This window comes from Anabaena sp. TISTR 8404 (genome assembly GCF_056847745.1).
The window spans coordinates 904,210-919,639 of record NZ_CP180578.1 but is presented as its reverse complement, the minus strand read 5'-3'; the positions used below and the strand labels follow the sequence as shown (position 1 = coordinate 919,639).

Below are 15,430 nucleotides of genomic sequence, written 5' to 3'. Positions count from 1 at the left end.
AAAGCATTACAAACTAAACCTCAAGCCCTCACAGCCATTTGCTTGTAAACAGACAAAGCCTGAGCCACACATTGATCCATGTTGTAATACTTGTAAGTCGCCAACCGTCCCACAAAATATATTCCGGGAGTGTCATCTACCAAATCCTTATATTGCTTGTAAATCTCCTGATTTTCAGGACGCGGTACAGGATAATAGGGGTCGCCCTCGGCTTTGGGAAACTCATAAACCACACTAGTTTTAGAATGTTCCTGTCCAGTCAAGTATTTAAACTCAGTCACACGCGTATATAAGTGTTCATTCGGATAGTTGATAACTGGCGCAGGTTGAAATACTGGTGTATTGTGTGTCTCATGCTTGAAATCTAGCGAGCGATAAGGTAACTTGCCATAACGGTAATCAAAAAACTCATCAACAGGCCCCGTATAAACCATCTCCCGGCAAGGTATCGCCTTTTCAATTTCTCGATAATCGGTATTCAGCATCACCTTGATGTTGGGATGATTCAACATATTCTCAAACATCCGGGTGAAACCGTGGAGTGGCATAGCTTGGTATGTATCAGTAAAATAGCGATCGTCTCGATTGGTGCGGGTAGGAATTCTCGCTATCACTGATTTATCAAGTTCCGATGGATCTAGTCCCCATTGCTTACGGGTATAACCCCGGAAAAACTTTTCATATAAAACTCGCCCAACTTTGCTGACTACCACATCCTCTGAAGTTTGTATGTATTCTTTCGGTTCAGCCAGTGATTTAAAAAACTCCTCCGCCTCAAAGGAATTGAGACTCATACCGTAGAGTTTATTAATGGTGTCTAGATTGATGGGAATGGGAACAAGTTGTCCGTCTACACTAGCTAACACGCGATGTTCGTAAGCACGCCATTGAGTGAAGCGCGAAAGGTACTCAAAAACTTCGTGGGAATTAGTGTGGAAGATATGCGGCCCGTATTTATGGATGAGAATACCATCTTCGTTGTAATGATCGTAGGCATTACCGCCAAGATGGTTGCGTTTATCTACAACTAAAACTTTCTTTCCCGACTGAGTGGCTAAACGTTCCGCAATGACACTACCAGAAAAACCTGCACCGACAATCAGATAATCAAAGACAAAATCTCTAGTAATAATACTAGGTGCTTGTTTACCTGCAACTGCACCATTAGAGGCAATTTTATCTTCTTTGTTGTGGGTGGCGATCGCTGAGTCTATTAATTTCATCATCGATGCTAATGTCCGATCCCAAGAAATCTTTTCCAAAAAGCCATCAACCCGACTCAGCCATCCCGATGCTGAATTATCCTCCTGCATTGCTTGTTCAGCCGCAACGACGAACTCATCTACTGTATCGGCGATTCGCACTAACTTCGATTCTCCGTAAGGACGGACTACATCTCGAATCGAAGTAGAAACTACAGGTTTAGCTGCGGCTAAATACTCTGGTGTTTTAGTAGGACTAATAAAACGGGTGGCTTCATTGCGTGCAAATGGTAGTAACGCCAAGTCCCATCCCGCCAAGTATGCAGGTAGTTCTTTATAGTCTTTACTACCCAGATAATGAATATTTTCACGCTGTGGCAGAATTGCTGGGTCAATTTTCACCACTGGGCCAATAATTACCAAATGCCAGTCAGGACGCGCCTTAGCAACCCCATACAACAGTTCAATATCCATCCGTTCATCAATTACGCCAAAGAAACCCAGACGCGGATAGGGAATATTTGCTTGGTCTGCGGGTTCTGCAATATTTCTCGCTTGGGCGAAGTGGGCTACATCTACACTGCTAGGAAAAGCATAAACATTAGGGTGCTGATTGACTTTACTTTCGTAAAGGCTTTGTCCGCCTGTAAATACCAAATCTGCACAACGAAATAATTCGGCTTCGTAGTTCTTTAATTTGGGTGATGCACCTTTAAAAGCAGATAATTCGTCCATACAATCATAAACGATCGCCTGGGGTTGCAAGTGATGCGTAAAGGCGATCGCCATTGGTGTGTAATACCAGCAGATATAGCTGTTAATTTCGTATTCTGCAAATAAACTATCAAGCAACAAACGTAAATCTGCGTTGATCCCTTCTTCACTTAAACCTTCTGGTAAACGTGGTACAACCACCACTACCCCGTTATCATCTTGCCTAATATCTAACCGCCCTAATGGTTCTTGGCTAAAAACTGGCTCTTCAATAAAATATACTCGCCTTTCTTGAACACAACGACTCAAAAGATGTTGTGGTCTTTGATAGACAAAATGCCAACGTAAATGAGAAAAACAAACTATATCAGGTGTTTCTGTAAAAAGTTTGACTTTTTGATGTGCTTTTTGGCCAGAAGTAAAATCTGGTGATTATACACCTAAAGATTGCTGTTTCGCTAAGTCTGATAAAGTCGTTTTACTCACTTGCGATGATGCCATCTGGTTAGATTTGTTAGCTTTAATTTCAGATTTTTTTGTGTCATATTTCAAGCAAATAGATACATATTGTCAATCAAATTGAATAATCAATGCTCATTATTTATGATTTTTCACATAAAAACATTCAAATAAATTAAAATACTTTTTAAGTGCAAATAGGGTTAATAACTAAGATTAGATAATATCTTTTGTCTATACTTCCACTATAGATAGATATTTCTTCCACCCAAGGAATTAATTTTAATCGTTAAGTAACATGACTGAAATATTGACAAATCGCTTCAGTAAGTAAGATAAAAAGCATAATAATAGATAATTCAGCCTTCATGTATTCTGATGATTTACTGTATGTATTTAGACTGACAATTAATTTTTACTGTAAGTCTTTCATTTGAGGGAGTTGACTGTTAGTAATTGCTATTAACGTGCTAATTATTAGCACTATTAGTTAATAGTCATTTACTTATGTTTAATTTTCTTAAAGAAGTTAGTAATTATGCCAAACACAGCTTGCTAGCAGGTCGATACATTGGGCAAGGGCTGTCCGTGACTTTTGACCATATACGCCGCCGTCCCATTACTGTACAGTATCCTTACGAAAAACTCATACCATCTGAACGATTTCGAGGGCGGATTCACTTTGAGTTTGATAAGTGTATCTCTTGTGAAGTTTGTGTACGAGTCTGCCCAATTAATTTGCCGGTAGTAGATTGGGAATTTGACAAAGCTAGTAAAAAGAAAAAGCTCAATCATTACAGCATTGACTTCGGAGTTTGTATTTTTTGTGGTAACTGTGTGGAATTTTGCCCAACAAACTGTCTTTCATTTACCGAAGAATACGAACTTAGCGTTTATGACCGTCATGAGTTGAATCTAGACAATGTAGCGATGGGAAGATTACCTTACAAAGTTACCGAAGATGCAATGGTGACAACGCTACGAGAATTAGTTTACTTACCACAAGGTATTCTAAATCCTCACGGTGTGCCTGATGATGCTCATCGAGCAGGTATGTTACCATCTGAAATTTTAGAACAAGCTGCAAACGATGTTAATGAAACTAATTCATTGAAAAATGGCAGCTAATTATTGAGACCGCAGTTCTTGGCAGGGGGGAGAGAGAAAGGAAGAGATTTTGCAGCTTTTATTACCATGAAAATAGTGCAATTTAAATGACGATTAGCTTAAAGGTGAGGAATGCCCGAACAGCATAAAAATAAGGGGCTTTGGGAAAGACAAGTCTTTCCCAAAGCCCCCTAGCATCGATATACCTCAATCATTAGCCACCAATAGTTGTGCGTTCAATTACAGGTGGTGTGCTTGAACCATTTCCTTCGGTTTGGCCAGATATCGGTGTATCATGCAGTTGTGGATTGGCCGGCGATAGTTGCGGTTCTGCCCCCAAGGGTTGAGGATTGGCAACATACTCAAATTCTCCTTTGCCATCCATTGAACGCCCTTTTGCCCAACGACCTTCAGCACTATCCGTCCCCTCTGAGTGATTCCAGAATTGATAAGCAAACTCGTGTTTTTCCAATTCTTGAGGTAATGAACTGGGGACTGGAGTACTTTCGATTCCAGAACTTTGTATATCTTCAATAGCTGCTAACCACTGGTTTTGGTGCATTGTGTCACGAGCGATTAAGAAACTCAGAGTATCTTTTACCCCAGGATCGTCGCTCATCTCATATAGCCTGACAGCTTGTAAGCGTCCCTGGCTTTCGGCGTGGAGATTAGACCGAAAATCTGCCAAAAGATTACCACTGGAGACAATAAAGCGACCGTTCCAAGGAAAGCCAACGCTGTCAGCTGGCTGGGACCCTAAACCAGTAACGATAGTATGCTGTGGGTTCATTGCTGCCGCAATCACATCTGTAATTACATCACGTGGGTTAGTACCGCCCATAACCGCACCCACAACAGGGTCTTGTGCAGCTTGTTCTTGTAATTTCAGCGGTGCTTTATCGAGTAGATGACCAATCAAAGTAGAGAGGATTTCGATATGTCCACAACTAATTGAATCAGAATGGCTGGCAACAGATTGCAAAAGCATCAAATCTATAGTTACAGATTATAGTCAAGCTTACCAATCATTTATCAGTTGCCCGATTAAGCTCTTCAATTATCAAAAAGAAGCGCCTTGATTCATCAAGGCGCTTCTTTTTGATAATAATAGACCTGGCACCGAGCAATTGTGGCAGGAGGCGACCCTCCAACTATCGTAGCCGCAGCAGCGTTTCACCTCTGAGTTCGGGAAGGTATCAGTGTGGTTCCACCGCGCCATAGGCACCAGGAAAACTTGTAAGGTCAGAGACCCTGAAGGCTGCAAGAAACGCGATATTCACCAAAGTTGCGAGGTCAAGCCCTCGGTCTGTTAGCACGGCTCGGCTACATACATTACTGCACTTCCACCTACCGCCTAAGAACCTGTGTTCTACAGGTGACCTTACCCACTTATAGTGGTGAGAGCACTCATCTGGAGGTGGGCTTCCCACTTAGATGCTTTCAGCGGTTATCCGCTCCGCACTTGGCTACCCAGCGTCTACTGTTGGTACAATAACTGGTACACCAGCGGTGCGTCCTTCCCGGTCCTCTCGTACTAAGGAAGGCTCCTCGCAATGCTCTAACGCCTGCACCGGATATGGACCGAACTGTCTCACGACGTTCTGAACCCAGCTCACGTACCGCTTTAATGGGCGAACAGCCCAACCCTTGGGACGTACTTCCGCCCCAGGTTGCGATGAGCCGACATCGAGGTGCCAAACCTCCCCGTCGATGTGGACTCTTGGGGGAGATCAGCCTGTTATCCCTAGAGTAACTTTTATCCGTTGAGCGACGGCCATTCCATGCTGCGCCGTCGGATCACTAAGGCCTACTTTCGTACCTGCTCGACTTGTCGGTCTTGCAGTCAAGCTCCCTTTATGCCTTTACACTCGCCGCACGGTTTCCAAGCGTGCTGAGGGAACCTTTGCGCGCCTCCGTTACCTTTTAGGAGGCGACCGCCCCAGTCAAACTGCCCACCTGAAACTGTCCTCTCTCCGGGTGACGGAGATGAGTTAGAATCCTAGCTTCGCCAGAGTGGTATCTCACCGTTGACTCCCTTCTCCCCACAAGGAAAAGTTCATCGTCTCCCACCTATCCTGCGCAAGCGAAGCCCGGACACCATTCCAGGCTACAGTAAAGCTTCATAGGGTCTTTCTGTCCAGGTGCAGGCAGTCCGTATCTTCACAGACATTCCTATTTCGCCGAGTCTCTCTCTGAGACACCATCCAGATCGTTACGCCTTTCGTGCGGGTCGGAACTTACCCGACAAGGAATTTCGCTACCTTAGGACCGTTATAGTTACGGCCGCCGTTCACCGGGGCTTCGGTCGTCAGCTTCAGTTGCCCTGACCAACTTCCTTAACCTTCCGGCACTGGGCAGGCGTCAGCCCCCATACCTCCTCTTGCGAGTTTGCGGAGACCTGTGTTTTTGGTAAACAGTCGCCTGGATCTCTTCACTGCGACCCAATTTCTTGGGCACCCCTTCTTCCGAAGTTACGGGGCCATTTTGCCGAGTTCCTTAGAGAGAGTTATCTCGCGCCCCTTAGTTTACTCAACCTCCCTACCTGTGTCGGTTTCGGGTACGGGTACAATATGTTCATCACATTACTAGCTTTTCTTGGCACTATCTTTGACTACACGGAGTTCGTAAACTCCTCCCAAACCAATTAGGGTGTAGCTATTTTTCATGCGTCCCTAGCAATGCTCCCATATCATAGTCAGGGAATCTTCACCCTGTGTCCATCGACTACGCCTTTCGACCTCGCCTTAGGACCCGACTCACCCAGAGCGGACGAACCTGGCTCTGGAACCCTTAGGGTTTCGGGGCATTGGATTCTCACCAATGTTTGCGCTACTCAAGCCGACATTCTCACTTCCGTTTCGTCCACAGCTGCTTGCCGCTACTGCTTCTACCTACCACGGAACGCTCCCCTACCGATTAATTAATTAATCCCACAGCTTCGGTACATCACTTAGCCCCGTTCATTTTCGGCGCAGGATCGCTTGACTAGTGAGCTATTACGCACTCTTTCAAGGGTGGCTGCTTCTAGGCAAACCTCCTAGTTGTCTATGCAATCCCACCTCCTTTATCACTTAGTGATGATTTGGGGACCTTAGCTGGTGGTCTGGGCTGTTTCCCTCTTGACAATGAAGCTTATCCCCCACTGTCTCACTGGCAATGTGTGCCCTGGGTATTCTGAGTTTGTCTCGATTTGGTACCGGTCTCCCAGCCCGCACCGAAACAGTGCTTTACCCCCCAGGTATATTCATTACCGCTGCGCCTCAACACATTTCGGGGAGAACCAGCTAGCTCCTGGTTCGATTGGCATTTCACCCCTAACCACAGCTCATCCGCCGATTTTTCAACATCGGTCGGTGCGGACCTCCACTTGGTGTTACCCAAGCTTCATCCTGGCCATGGTTAGATCACCAGGGTTCGGGTCTATAAACACTGATTATCGCCCTTTTCAGACTCGGTTTCCCTTTGGCTGCGTCATTTTTGACTTAACCTACCAGTGCCTATAAGTCGCCGGCTCATTCTTCAACAGGCACGCGGTCATCCGTTGAATCGGACTCCCACTGCTTGTAAGCTAATGGTTTCATGTTCTATTTCACTCCCCTTCCGGGGTTCTTTTCACCTTTCCCTCGCGGTACTGGTTCACTATCGGTCACACAGTAGTATTTAGCCTTACGAGATGGTCCTCGCTGATTCACATGGGATTCCTCGTGCCCCATGCTACTCGGGATTCAGCTACTATCCTTAAGTTTTTGACTACAAGACTTTCACTTTCTTTGGTGCGGTATTTAGCCGCTTCGTCTAACCGCTAGATTCGATATTGCTGTCCCACTACCCCAAAGAGTAAACCCTTTGGTTTAGGCTCTTCCCCTTTCGCTCACCACTACACAGGGAATCTCTTTTGATTTCTCTTCCTCCAGCTACTAAGATGTTTCAGTTCGCTGGGTTGGCTCATACCTGTCTATATATTCAACAGGCTGTATTTAGGGTTGCCCCATTCGGATATCTCCGGCTCAATGTTTGCTTCCAACTCCCCGGAGCATTTCGTCGGTAACCACGTCCTTCTTCGCCTCTGTGTGCCTAGGTATCCACCATTAGCTCTTATTCGCTTGACCACTTTACATTTGGCTTATCCATGCAAACTTTTCTTGGTTCTGTTTACTTCGTGCTTGCCGCTGATTCACTCAACATTCCGCACTCAGCACTCAGCACTTCGATTCGTCTGCCTGCTATTAATCGCGTTTCTATGCAGTTTTCAAGGTTCTGGCTGGAATCACTCCCAGCAGTCTAACTATCGTTAGTTGCTGTCTGTTCCTTTTTTTGGTTATTTTGCTTTTCAGGTGGAGGTTAGCGGACTCGAACCGCTGACATCCTGCTTGCAAAGCAGGCGCTCTACCAACTGAGCTAAACCCCCATCATGAATTTTGGATTTTTGATTTGCGATTTCGGATTGAACAATAACAATCTAAAATCCACAATTTAAAATCTAAAATTCTTTAGGTGGGCCATCCTGGACTCGAACCAGGGACCTCACCCTTATCAGGGGTGCGCTCTAACCACCTGAGCTAATAGCCCCAATGCGAACCAACCTATAGTTTGAAAGCAGGCACTTCTCTCTGCGACCGACCTCGGTTGACCATCTCAGTTTCTATTTGCTGTTTGCTTTCGATACTTGAGTGGGTAGGTCTCCCTAAAAGGAGGTGATCCAGCCACACCTTCCGGTACGGCTACCTTGTTACGACTTCACCCCAGTCACCAGCACTGCCTTAGGCATCCCCCTCTCCGAAAAGTTGGGGTAATGACTTCGGGCGTTGCCAGCTTCCATGGTGTGACGGGCGGTGTGTACAAGGCCCGGGAACGAATTCACTGCAGTATGCTGACCTGCAATTACTAGCGATTCCTCCTTCACGAAGGCGAGTTGCAGCCTTCGATCTGAACTGAGCTACGATTTCCGGGATTTGCTTGCGTTCGCACGCTTGCTGCCCTCTGTTCGTAGCATTGTAGTACGTGTGTAGCCCAAGACGTAAGGGGCATGCTGACTTGACGTCATCCCCACCTTCCTCCGGTTTGTCACCGGCAGTCTCTCTAGAGTGCCCAACTTAATGCTGGCAACTAAAAACGAGGGTTGCGCTCGTTGCGGGACTTAACCCAACATCTCACGACACGAGCTGACGACAGCCATGCACCACCTGTGTTCGCGCTCCCGAAGGCACTCTTCCCTTTCAAGAAGATTCGCGACATGTCAAGTCTTGGTAAGGTTCTTCGCGTTGCATCGAATTAAACCACATACTCCACCGCTTGTGCGGGCCCCCGTCAATTCCTTTGAGTTTCACACTTGCGTGCGTACTCCCCAGGCGGGATACTTAACGCGTTGGCTCCGGCACTGCGAGGGTCGATACTCGCAACGCCTAGTATCCATCGTTTACGGCTAGGACTACTGGGGTATCTAATCCCATTCGCTCCCCTAGCTTTCGTCCCTCAGTGTCAGTTGCGGCCTAGTAGAGCGCCTTCGCCACCGGTGTTCTTCCTGATCTCTACGCATTTCACCGCTACACCAGGAATTCCCTCTACCCCGAACGCACTCTAGCTATGTAGTTTCCACTGCTTTTACAAAGTTAAGCTTTGCTCTTTAACAGCAGACTTACATAGCCACCTGCGGACGCTTTACGCCCAATCATTCCGGATAACGCTTGCATCCTCCGTATTACCGCGGCTGCTGGCACGGAGTTAGCCGATGCTGATTCCTCAAGTACCTTCATTTTGTTATTCCTTGAGAAAAGAGGTTTACAACCCAAGAGCCTTCCTCCCTCACGCGGTATTGCTCCGTCAGGCTTTCGCCCATTGCGGAAAATTCCCCACTGCTGCCTCCCGTAGGAGTCTGGGCCGTGTCTCAGTCCCAGTGTGGCTGATCATCCTCTCAGACCAGCTACTGATCGTCGCCTTGGTGCGCTCTTACCACACCAACTAGCTAATCAGACGCGAGCTCATCTTCAGGCAGCAAGCCTTTCACCTTTCGGCACATCCGGTATTAGCCACCGTTTCCAGTAGTTATCCCCGACCTGAAGCCAGATTCTCACGCGTTACTCACCCGTCCGCCACTATCTCCGAAGAGACCGTTCGACTTGCATGTGTTAAGCATACCGCCAGCGTTCATCCTGAGCCAGGATCAAACTCTCCGTTTTGAATCGTTTGTTTTTAGCTCTCTATATGGCTGCGCTTTTTTAACCTCAGCCTGGTTATTTTATTTACTTGACGCAGGCTACTTGTGCTATGATTGCTTTCAAACTATAATCTTTTCATGGTTCGGTTCCCTATCGAGCGACGCTTTTCCGCGTCCGCCTCTCTCAGGCACTTATTCAATATAACTAACCTACTTAATAGTGTCAACTGTTTTGGCAATTTTTTTTTGACTTTTTTGATGATGTCTCTACAACGCCTATACTATACGGGTCTTAGGCTATATTATTTCTGACAATCACTAGAGAAATCATAACTTTGTGAGTAAATTTGCTGTTTTGCCTCCAGATTTGCTTTTAGACCCTCTTTTGCGTACCTGGTTGCTGGAAGATATTGGCCGCGGCGATCGCTCCACCAATACCCTCCTCTGTCCCAATTCTTCTTTTGGTACTGCCACTTGGCAAGCTAAATCTCCCGGTATCATCTCTGGTCTACCTTTCGCTTCACGTGTCTTTCATCTTCTGAATGACAAAACTCGCTTTACTTCATATGGTGTTCTAAAGATTTACTTCATAAATAGTCTCTAAACCAGAAATAGCAGTAGACATTATTCGAGAGTTGAAAGAATGGGGATTTAAAATCAAGTTAGTTTTCGCAGATAGCCCATACGCGGAAAGTGGAAAGTATACAAGCTACCTAATTTAAATTTCATCAGCAATCAAGCAGAACATCTAGTTCACTGGCGTTTAGACTAAAGAACCGCACCGAAAAGAAAAAAATAAGGGGTGTGCTTGAACACAGGCCCCCTATTAGCAGAATCTGAGAGAAGAACCACCAACTCTCATCTGCCAATATGAAACGTGCCAAATTAGAGGAATTTCGTCAAGCCGCGTACAGCTATTTGGGAAGAGCGCATGATGCAACTTTTGAACTGATGGATGCAATATTGCTGACTCGGAACGCCTACAGTTTGGCAGATTTATCGCTATCACCAGCATTTAGACGGAAGTGGCCAAGTATCTACGAAGCATTGCAAGATAGCAGACCACAGCGGCAGAAATTGATGCAGTTATACATCAAACAGATGCCAGCCCAGGATCGTCCATTATTAGCTGGCGACCACACAGCTTGGTCGCGTCCAGATGCAGTAACTTTACAGGAAAGGACGATTGAACACAGCAGTGTTTCAATGGGAGGTGACAAACCAATTACTGTTGGTCAGGGCTATAGTACCATTGCTTGGATACCAGAGAGTTCGGGTAGTTGGGCATTACCCTTGCGACATGAGCGAATTACCAGTTGGGAAAGCCCAATCCAGAAAGCAGCATGGCAACTACAACAAGTTTGTGAAAATTTACCTACCAGACCAATTTCGGTTTGGGATAGTGAATACGGTTGCGCCCCTTTCGCTTTGAAAACAGCCAATATCAAAGCAGACAATAAGAGTACGTTTGCGTTCAAACTTATGTTTATGGGGCGCACCGCCACCATATTCTGGCAAGGGGCGACCGAGGAAGCATGGTGATAAATTTAAGTTAAATGATGCTTCGACATGGAGTGAAGCCACTCAAACTATAGAAGTCAACCATGCCAAACTAGGACACATCAAGGTGAGCTTGTGGTCAAATTTACACTTTCGCTCATGCGCTACACGTTCGATGTCCCTGATTCGGGTTGAACGTTTGAATGAGCAAGGAACTAAGAGAGTTTCAAAACCTTTATGGTTGGCTTGGCTTGGAGAACAAATGCCGACCTTAGAAGATGTTTGGCAACTTTATCTGCGTCGTTTTACTGTTGACCACTGGTATCGATTTTTGAAGCAACGCCTACACTGGACTCTTCCAAAACTCACCACCCCTAAACAATGTGAGCGTTGGAGTGACTTAATGCCTATTATGACTTGGGAATTGTGGTTGGCGCGTGATATCGTTGCTGATAACCCTCTACCTTGGCAAAAGTTTTTAGTTAGTTTGACTCCGGGAAGGGTTGCTCAGGCAATGAGCAGCATTTTAGCGACAATTGGTACTCCTGCTCGTCCGCCCAAACCTCGCGGAAAGTCCCCAGGCTGGAAGACCGGACAACCACGACAACGTAGAATTCGCTATCCTGTTGTTAGAAAAACTACAACTAAACCCCGGAAAGAACAACCAAAATCTGCATAGTATCTAACATTTTTCTCTTTCTAGCTTGTCTTACATCAACTCAGCCCTGCTGGGGGTTTTCTTCATGCTTAGTCTAACTTCCAGTAGTTCAGAAATATCGTCATTATAAGATAGTCAACAAGTCTGGGAGAACATAGAAGAGTGCTTTGAATAAATTGAGATTGATTATTCAAGCATTGATTTTTTACTGTTTGATTCAAAAAATGCACAGATACACCCTTAGCATTTCACTTTGGTCCGCACATATCACCCCAAAGACGAAGTGCAACTGTAACATCAGGTCTTTAAACATGAATTTTTTGCTCAATAATCTTAAATGTTTCCTCATCTTCCCGTTTTCTTATCCCTGTACCACGTACAAAGATTACGGTAGCCATAGTTAGCCATATTTATAAGTATTTAAGCGCAGAGCTTTCCTTATGTATTATTCACAACCACTTGCTAAGATGCAATTTTAGTTTTTGAGATTGGGTGTAGGGGTGTAAGAGTTGTAATAATTTTGCGGTTCAACTTTGGAGTGTGTAAAGTTGATACAGCAGATAGCTATGAAGCTTTTATCTATGCAAAATAGAAATTTGTAGGAACTGCAATTTAAAACTAAGTTAGTAAATCGAGATTTTTCAGTCAGTATGATGGAGTCAAACGAGCATCAACAGCGCCGCGCCGCTGACCAAGAGTTTCAAAAATCTCTCAACCAATTGGAAGGTATTTTACACGAAAGTCTGACTGATAACGAGGAAACCCAGACTGAGGAGATAACTGACGACGAATTAGTTAATCAGTTGACAGATATTGATTTAGCGGCTTTTGAGGACGCGGTTGCTGATATTGAACAATATCTAGAAGAAAAGACAAAGTGATGCTTGTTTAGCCTACGGTCATTTGTCGCCGAGCTTCATACAACATTAAAGCAGCTGCGATCGCCACATTCAAGGACTCTACTCCTGGAGTAAGGGGAATTTTGACTTGTTTATCTGCCATCTTTGCTAAGTCTGCTGATAAACCAGCGCCTTCATTCCCCAATAAAATCAAACTGGGTTTGCGCCAGTCGATTTCCCAATAAGTTAATGTTGCTGTCGGCAAAGTAGCTATAATTTGCATTCCCGCTTGCTGACTTTGTTTGACTGTTGCTAATAAATCTTCGCTCACCGCCATATTTAAGTGAAACCATTGTCCAGCCGTAGCACGCAGCACTTTGGGATTGTCTAAATCTACACTATCGCTACTCAGCCACAAACCCGATGCACCTGCTGCCGCTGCTGTGCGAATCATTGTGCCTAAATTACCAGGGTCTTGGATGGTTTCTAAAGCTAAAACGATCCCAGTAAATGGTACTTGATTCAAGGATTCGCTACGTTTTGCTGTGGCGACTACTCCATCTGGGTTAATTGTGGTAGCGATCGCCCCTAGAACTTCCTCACTGACAATTTCTGAGCGATCGCAACGACTACAAACTTCTTCCCACAACGAAGTATGAGATGCTTGCCAGTTTGGTGTACAACAAACCGTTACTAAGGGATAATTCACCGCGCAAGCTTCTTCCAACAAATGCGTCCCTTCCAGCAGAAATAATCCTTGCTTGTGCCGCTCCTTAGTAGAGTGCAGCTTGCGAATTTGCTTGACTAGAGAATTTTGTAAGCTAGTTAACATTATGCTAATTATTTGCTATCAGTGCAGCCCTGATTTTACTCAGCACTCAGCACTCAGCACTTTTTACTTTAAATGCGGAACCCGGGACTTGAACCCGGAAGCCTTGCGGCACTAGAACCTGAATCTAGCGCGTCTGCCAATTCCGCCAGTTCCGCTGGCATCGTTTTTATATCGACAACTTATAATTATTACTCAATTATTGATTTTTGTCAACTAATATCCAAATATCTGTGTCAGAGATATTGCAGATTAATGATTGGGAACTATGATGGGTGGTTGGGTTTTCCCCAAGCCAAAGTCTAGTATCTAGGGAGGATGGCGATCGCAACTGAGCGTAATTTCCTAATACACCTTAGACTAAACTATGGTCATTTTTAGCTCTCAATTCCCGTCCAAAAGATATATTGCTTTATACAATATGTAGACAAATTAAATCTTTACTGTAGAATCAAAACCAACTTCAACCCTTGAAAATTACGTATTATTTTTGGAGGTAGGCTTATTAATCCTTCTACCAGCTTACCAGATGCCAAGCTTGCACCTCAAGCAGACTCCTCAGTCTTGCAAATTTGGGGCGGGCATCCTTTGCACGGTCATGTAACAATTAGCGGAGCAAAAAATTCAGCACTGGTAATCATGGCTGGAGCGTTGCTCTGTTCTGGAGATTGCCGCATCCGCAATGTTCCCTTGTTGGCGGATGTGGAAAAAATGGGACAAGTTTTATCAGCGTTAGGTGTACGCGTTACCCGCCAAGGCGACATTTTAGATATTAATGCCAGCCACATTGCTACATCTCAAGCTCCCTACGAACTCGTAACTCAACTACGAGCCAGTTTTTTTGCCATTGGTTCCATACTGGCAAGGCTGGGAGTAGCACAAATGCCATTACCTGGAGGCTGCGCCATTGGCGCTAGACCAGTTGATTTGCACGTCCGGGGACTGCAAGCAATGGGAGCCGAAGTGCAAATTGAACATGGCATTTGTAATGCGTATGTTCCTGGTGGTGGCAGATTAAAAGGAGCCAAAATTTACCTTGATACTCCCAGCGTGGGAGCAACAGAAACATTGATGATGGCTGCAACTCTCGCTGATGGTGAAACTATCATTGAAAATGCAGCGCGTGAGCCAGAAGTTGCCGATTTAGCCAATTTCTGTAACGCAATGGGAGCCAAAATTCACGGTGCTGGCACTAGCATAATTACAATTGAGGGTGTCCCCCAATTGCATTCTGTTGACTACAGCATTATCCCCGATCGCATTGAAACCGGAACTTTTTTAGTTGCAGGTGCGATTACTCGTTCCGAAATCTCATTATCTCCAGTCGTACCCGACCATTTAATTCCCGTGATTGCCAAACTGCGGGAAATTGGTGTACCAATCATTGAGGAAGCCCCAGACTGTTTGCGACTACTACCAGCGGAAACCCTCAAGGCGACATATATTGAAACCATGCCCCATCCTGGTTTCCCCACCGATATGCAAGCACCGTTTATGGCGTTGCTCACCTTAGCTGAAGGTGACAGCATCATCAACGAGTCTGTGTTTGAAAATCGCTTGCGTCATGCTTCTGAGTTAAATCGCTTGGGAGCAGATATTCGCGTCAAAGGTAATGCGGCTTTTGTGCGGGGAGTCCCAACTTTATCAGGTGCGCCTGTTATAGGTACAGACTTACGAGCATCGGCAGCCTTAGTCTTAGCTGGACTAGCAGCGGAAGGACAAACTACCTTTCAAGGATTGCATCACCTTGATCGTGGTTATGATCGCCTTGATCTCAAGTTGCAACAATTGGGCGCTAAAATCAAGCGCGTGAATGAAGTAACAACAGAGCCAGGGATGATAACTAATGGTAGTACCCCACCAGTAACGATTTCAAATTAGGAATTGGGTATGAAGGGATATAAGGGGTAAGGGTGTAAGGGTTTTGATCACCTCACCCTTACACCCTTACACCCTCCCAAACTTGTT

Annotated in this window: 8 protein-coding genes, 3 tRNA genes, 3 rRNA genes and 2 pseudogenes; 7 read left to right on the top strand and 9 right to left on the bottom strand. The window is 45.4% G+C overall.

Going from position 1 to position 15,430, the window contains the following annotated elements; translation table 11 throughout:
* Positions 1 to 20: 20 nt before the first annotated feature.
* Positions 21 to 2,417, bottom strand: a pseudogene (gene glf / locus ACMX3D_RS03895) (UDP-galactopyranose mutase).
* A gap of 465 nt (positions 2,418 to 2,882) precedes the next feature.
* Between glf and ndhI the strand changes: the two are divergent.
* Entirely contained in the window at positions 2,883 to 3,503 is a 621-nt protein-coding gene (ndhI, locus tag ACMX3D_RS03890) for an NAD(P)H-quinone oxidoreductase subunit I (protein ID WP_482750156.1), read from the top strand.
* Between the two features lie 193 nt (positions 3,504 to 3,696).
* On the opposite strand, the pseudogene ACMX3D_RS03885 reads toward ndhI, so the two are convergent.
* From ACMX3D_RS03885 to ACMX3D_RS03875, 3 genes and pseudogenes are all read right to left on the bottom strand, one after another.
* Positions 3,697 to 4,425: pseudogene (locus ACMX3D_RS03885) on the bottom strand (manganese catalase family protein); the annotation flags it as partial.
* Positions 4,426 to 4,593: 168 nt separating this feature from the next.
* Positions 4,594 to 4,711, bottom strand: a 5S ribosomal RNA gene (gene rrf / locus ACMX3D_RS03880).
* A 60-nt stretch (positions 4,712 to 4,771) separates the two neighbouring features.
* Positions 4,772 to 7,591, bottom strand: a 23S ribosomal RNA gene (locus ACMX3D_RS03875).
* 20 nt (positions 7,592 to 7,611) lie between these two features.
* Between ACMX3D_RS03875 and ACMX3D_RS03870 the strand changes: the two genes are divergently transcribed.
* The gene (locus tag ACMX3D_RS03870; protein ID WP_482747343.1) at positions 7,612 to 7,767 is read left to right on the top strand and encodes a hypothetical protein; all 156 of its coding nucleotides are present in this window, start codon (positions 7,612 to 7,614) and stop codon (positions 7,765 to 7,767) included.
* Between the two features lie 50 nt (positions 7,768 to 7,817).
* Here the strand turns inward: ACMX3D_RS03870 and ACMX3D_RS03865 are convergent.
* The 3 genes from ACMX3D_RS03865 to ACMX3D_RS03855 all read right to left on the bottom strand — a co-directional run bounded on the left by ACMX3D_RS03865 (position 7,818) and on the right by ACMX3D_RS03855 (position 9,658).
* Positions 7,818 to 7,890, bottom strand: a tRNA-Ala gene (locus tag ACMX3D_RS03865).
* An 87-nt stretch (positions 7,891 to 7,977) separates the two neighbouring features.
* Positions 7,978 to 8,051, bottom strand: a tRNA-Ile gene (locus ACMX3D_RS03860).
* A 118-nt stretch (positions 8,052 to 8,169) separates the two neighbouring features.
* A 16S ribosomal RNA gene (locus ACMX3D_RS03855) occupies positions 8,170 to 9,658 on the bottom strand.
* The 16S, 23S and 5S rRNA genes sit together here with 2 tRNA genes alongside, the layout of an rRNA operon.
* A gap of 315 nt (positions 9,659 to 9,973) precedes the next feature.
* Between ACMX3D_RS03855 and ACMX3D_RS03850 the strand changes: the two genes are divergently transcribed.
* The 4 genes from ACMX3D_RS03850 (at position 9,974) to ACMX3D_RS03835 (ending at position 12,675) form a co-directional block, all read left to right on the top strand.
* A complete protein-coding gene (locus ACMX3D_RS03850) occupies positions 9,974 to 10,240 on the top strand; it encodes a hypothetical protein (RefSeq protein WP_482750155.1) in 267 nt (88 codons plus the stop codon).
* Positions 10,241 to 10,506: 266 nt separating this feature from the next.
* A complete protein-coding gene (locus ACMX3D_RS03845; protein WP_482750154.1) occupies positions 10,507 to 11,178 on the top strand; it encodes a transposase in 672 nt (223 codons plus the stop codon).
* Entirely contained in the window at positions 11,105 to 11,815 is a 711-nt protein-coding gene (locus ACMX3D_RS03840) for a hypothetical protein (RefSeq protein WP_482750153.1), read from the top strand. The genes ACMX3D_RS03845 and ACMX3D_RS03840 overlap by 74 nt, the downstream gene beginning before the upstream one ends.
* Before the next feature lie 629 nt (positions 11,816 to 12,444).
* Entirely contained in the window at positions 12,445 to 12,675 is a 231-nt protein-coding gene (locus ACMX3D_RS03835; RefSeq protein ID WP_482750152.1) for a hypothetical protein, read from the top strand.
* Positions 12,676 to 12,682: 7 nt separating this feature from the next.
* On the opposite strand, the gene ACMX3D_RS03830 is transcribed toward ACMX3D_RS03835, so the two are convergent.
* A complete protein-coding gene (locus ACMX3D_RS03830) occupies positions 12,683 to 13,465 on the bottom strand; it encodes a TrmH family RNA methyltransferase (protein WP_482750151.1) in 783 nt (260 codons plus the stop codon).
* A 73-nt stretch (positions 13,466 to 13,538) separates the two neighbouring features.
* Positions 13,539 to 13,620: transfer RNA gene (locus tag ACMX3D_RS03825), tRNA-Leu, on the bottom strand.
* 346 nt (positions 13,621 to 13,966) lie between these two features.
* Here ACMX3D_RS03825 and murA point away from each other — a divergent pair.
* Complete coding sequence (murA, locus tag ACMX3D_RS03820; protein WP_482752271.1) at positions 13,967 to 15,343, top strand: UDP-N-acetylglucosamine 1-carboxyvinyltransferase; 1,377 nt, start codon at positions 13,967 to 13,969, stop codon at positions 15,341 to 15,343.
* Positions 15,344 to 15,430 lie beyond the last annotated feature (87 nt).

Bases quoted from the DNA above. Each gene is read 5' to 3' on its own strand.
- ndhI (WP_482750156.1), top strand. From the start codon at position 2,883: ATGTTTAATTTTCTTAAAGAAGTTAGTAATTATGCCAAACACAGCTTG.
- ACMX3D_RS03845 (WP_482750154.1), top strand. From the start codon at position 10,507: ATGAAACGTGCCAAATTAGAGGAATTTCGTCAAGCCGCGTACAGCTAT.
- ACMX3D_RS03835 (WP_482750152.1), top strand. From the start codon at position 12,445: ATGATGGAGTCAAACGAGCATCAACAGCGCCGCGCCGCTGACCAAGAG.
- ACMX3D_RS03830 (WP_482750151.1), bottom strand. From the start codon at position 13,465: ATGTTAACTAGCTTACAAAATTCTCTAGTCAAGCAAATTCGCAAGCTG.
- ACMX3D_RS03870 (WP_482747343.1), top strand. From the start codon at position 7,612: ATGCAAACTTTTCTTGGTTCTGTTTACTTCGTGCTTGCCGCTGATTCA.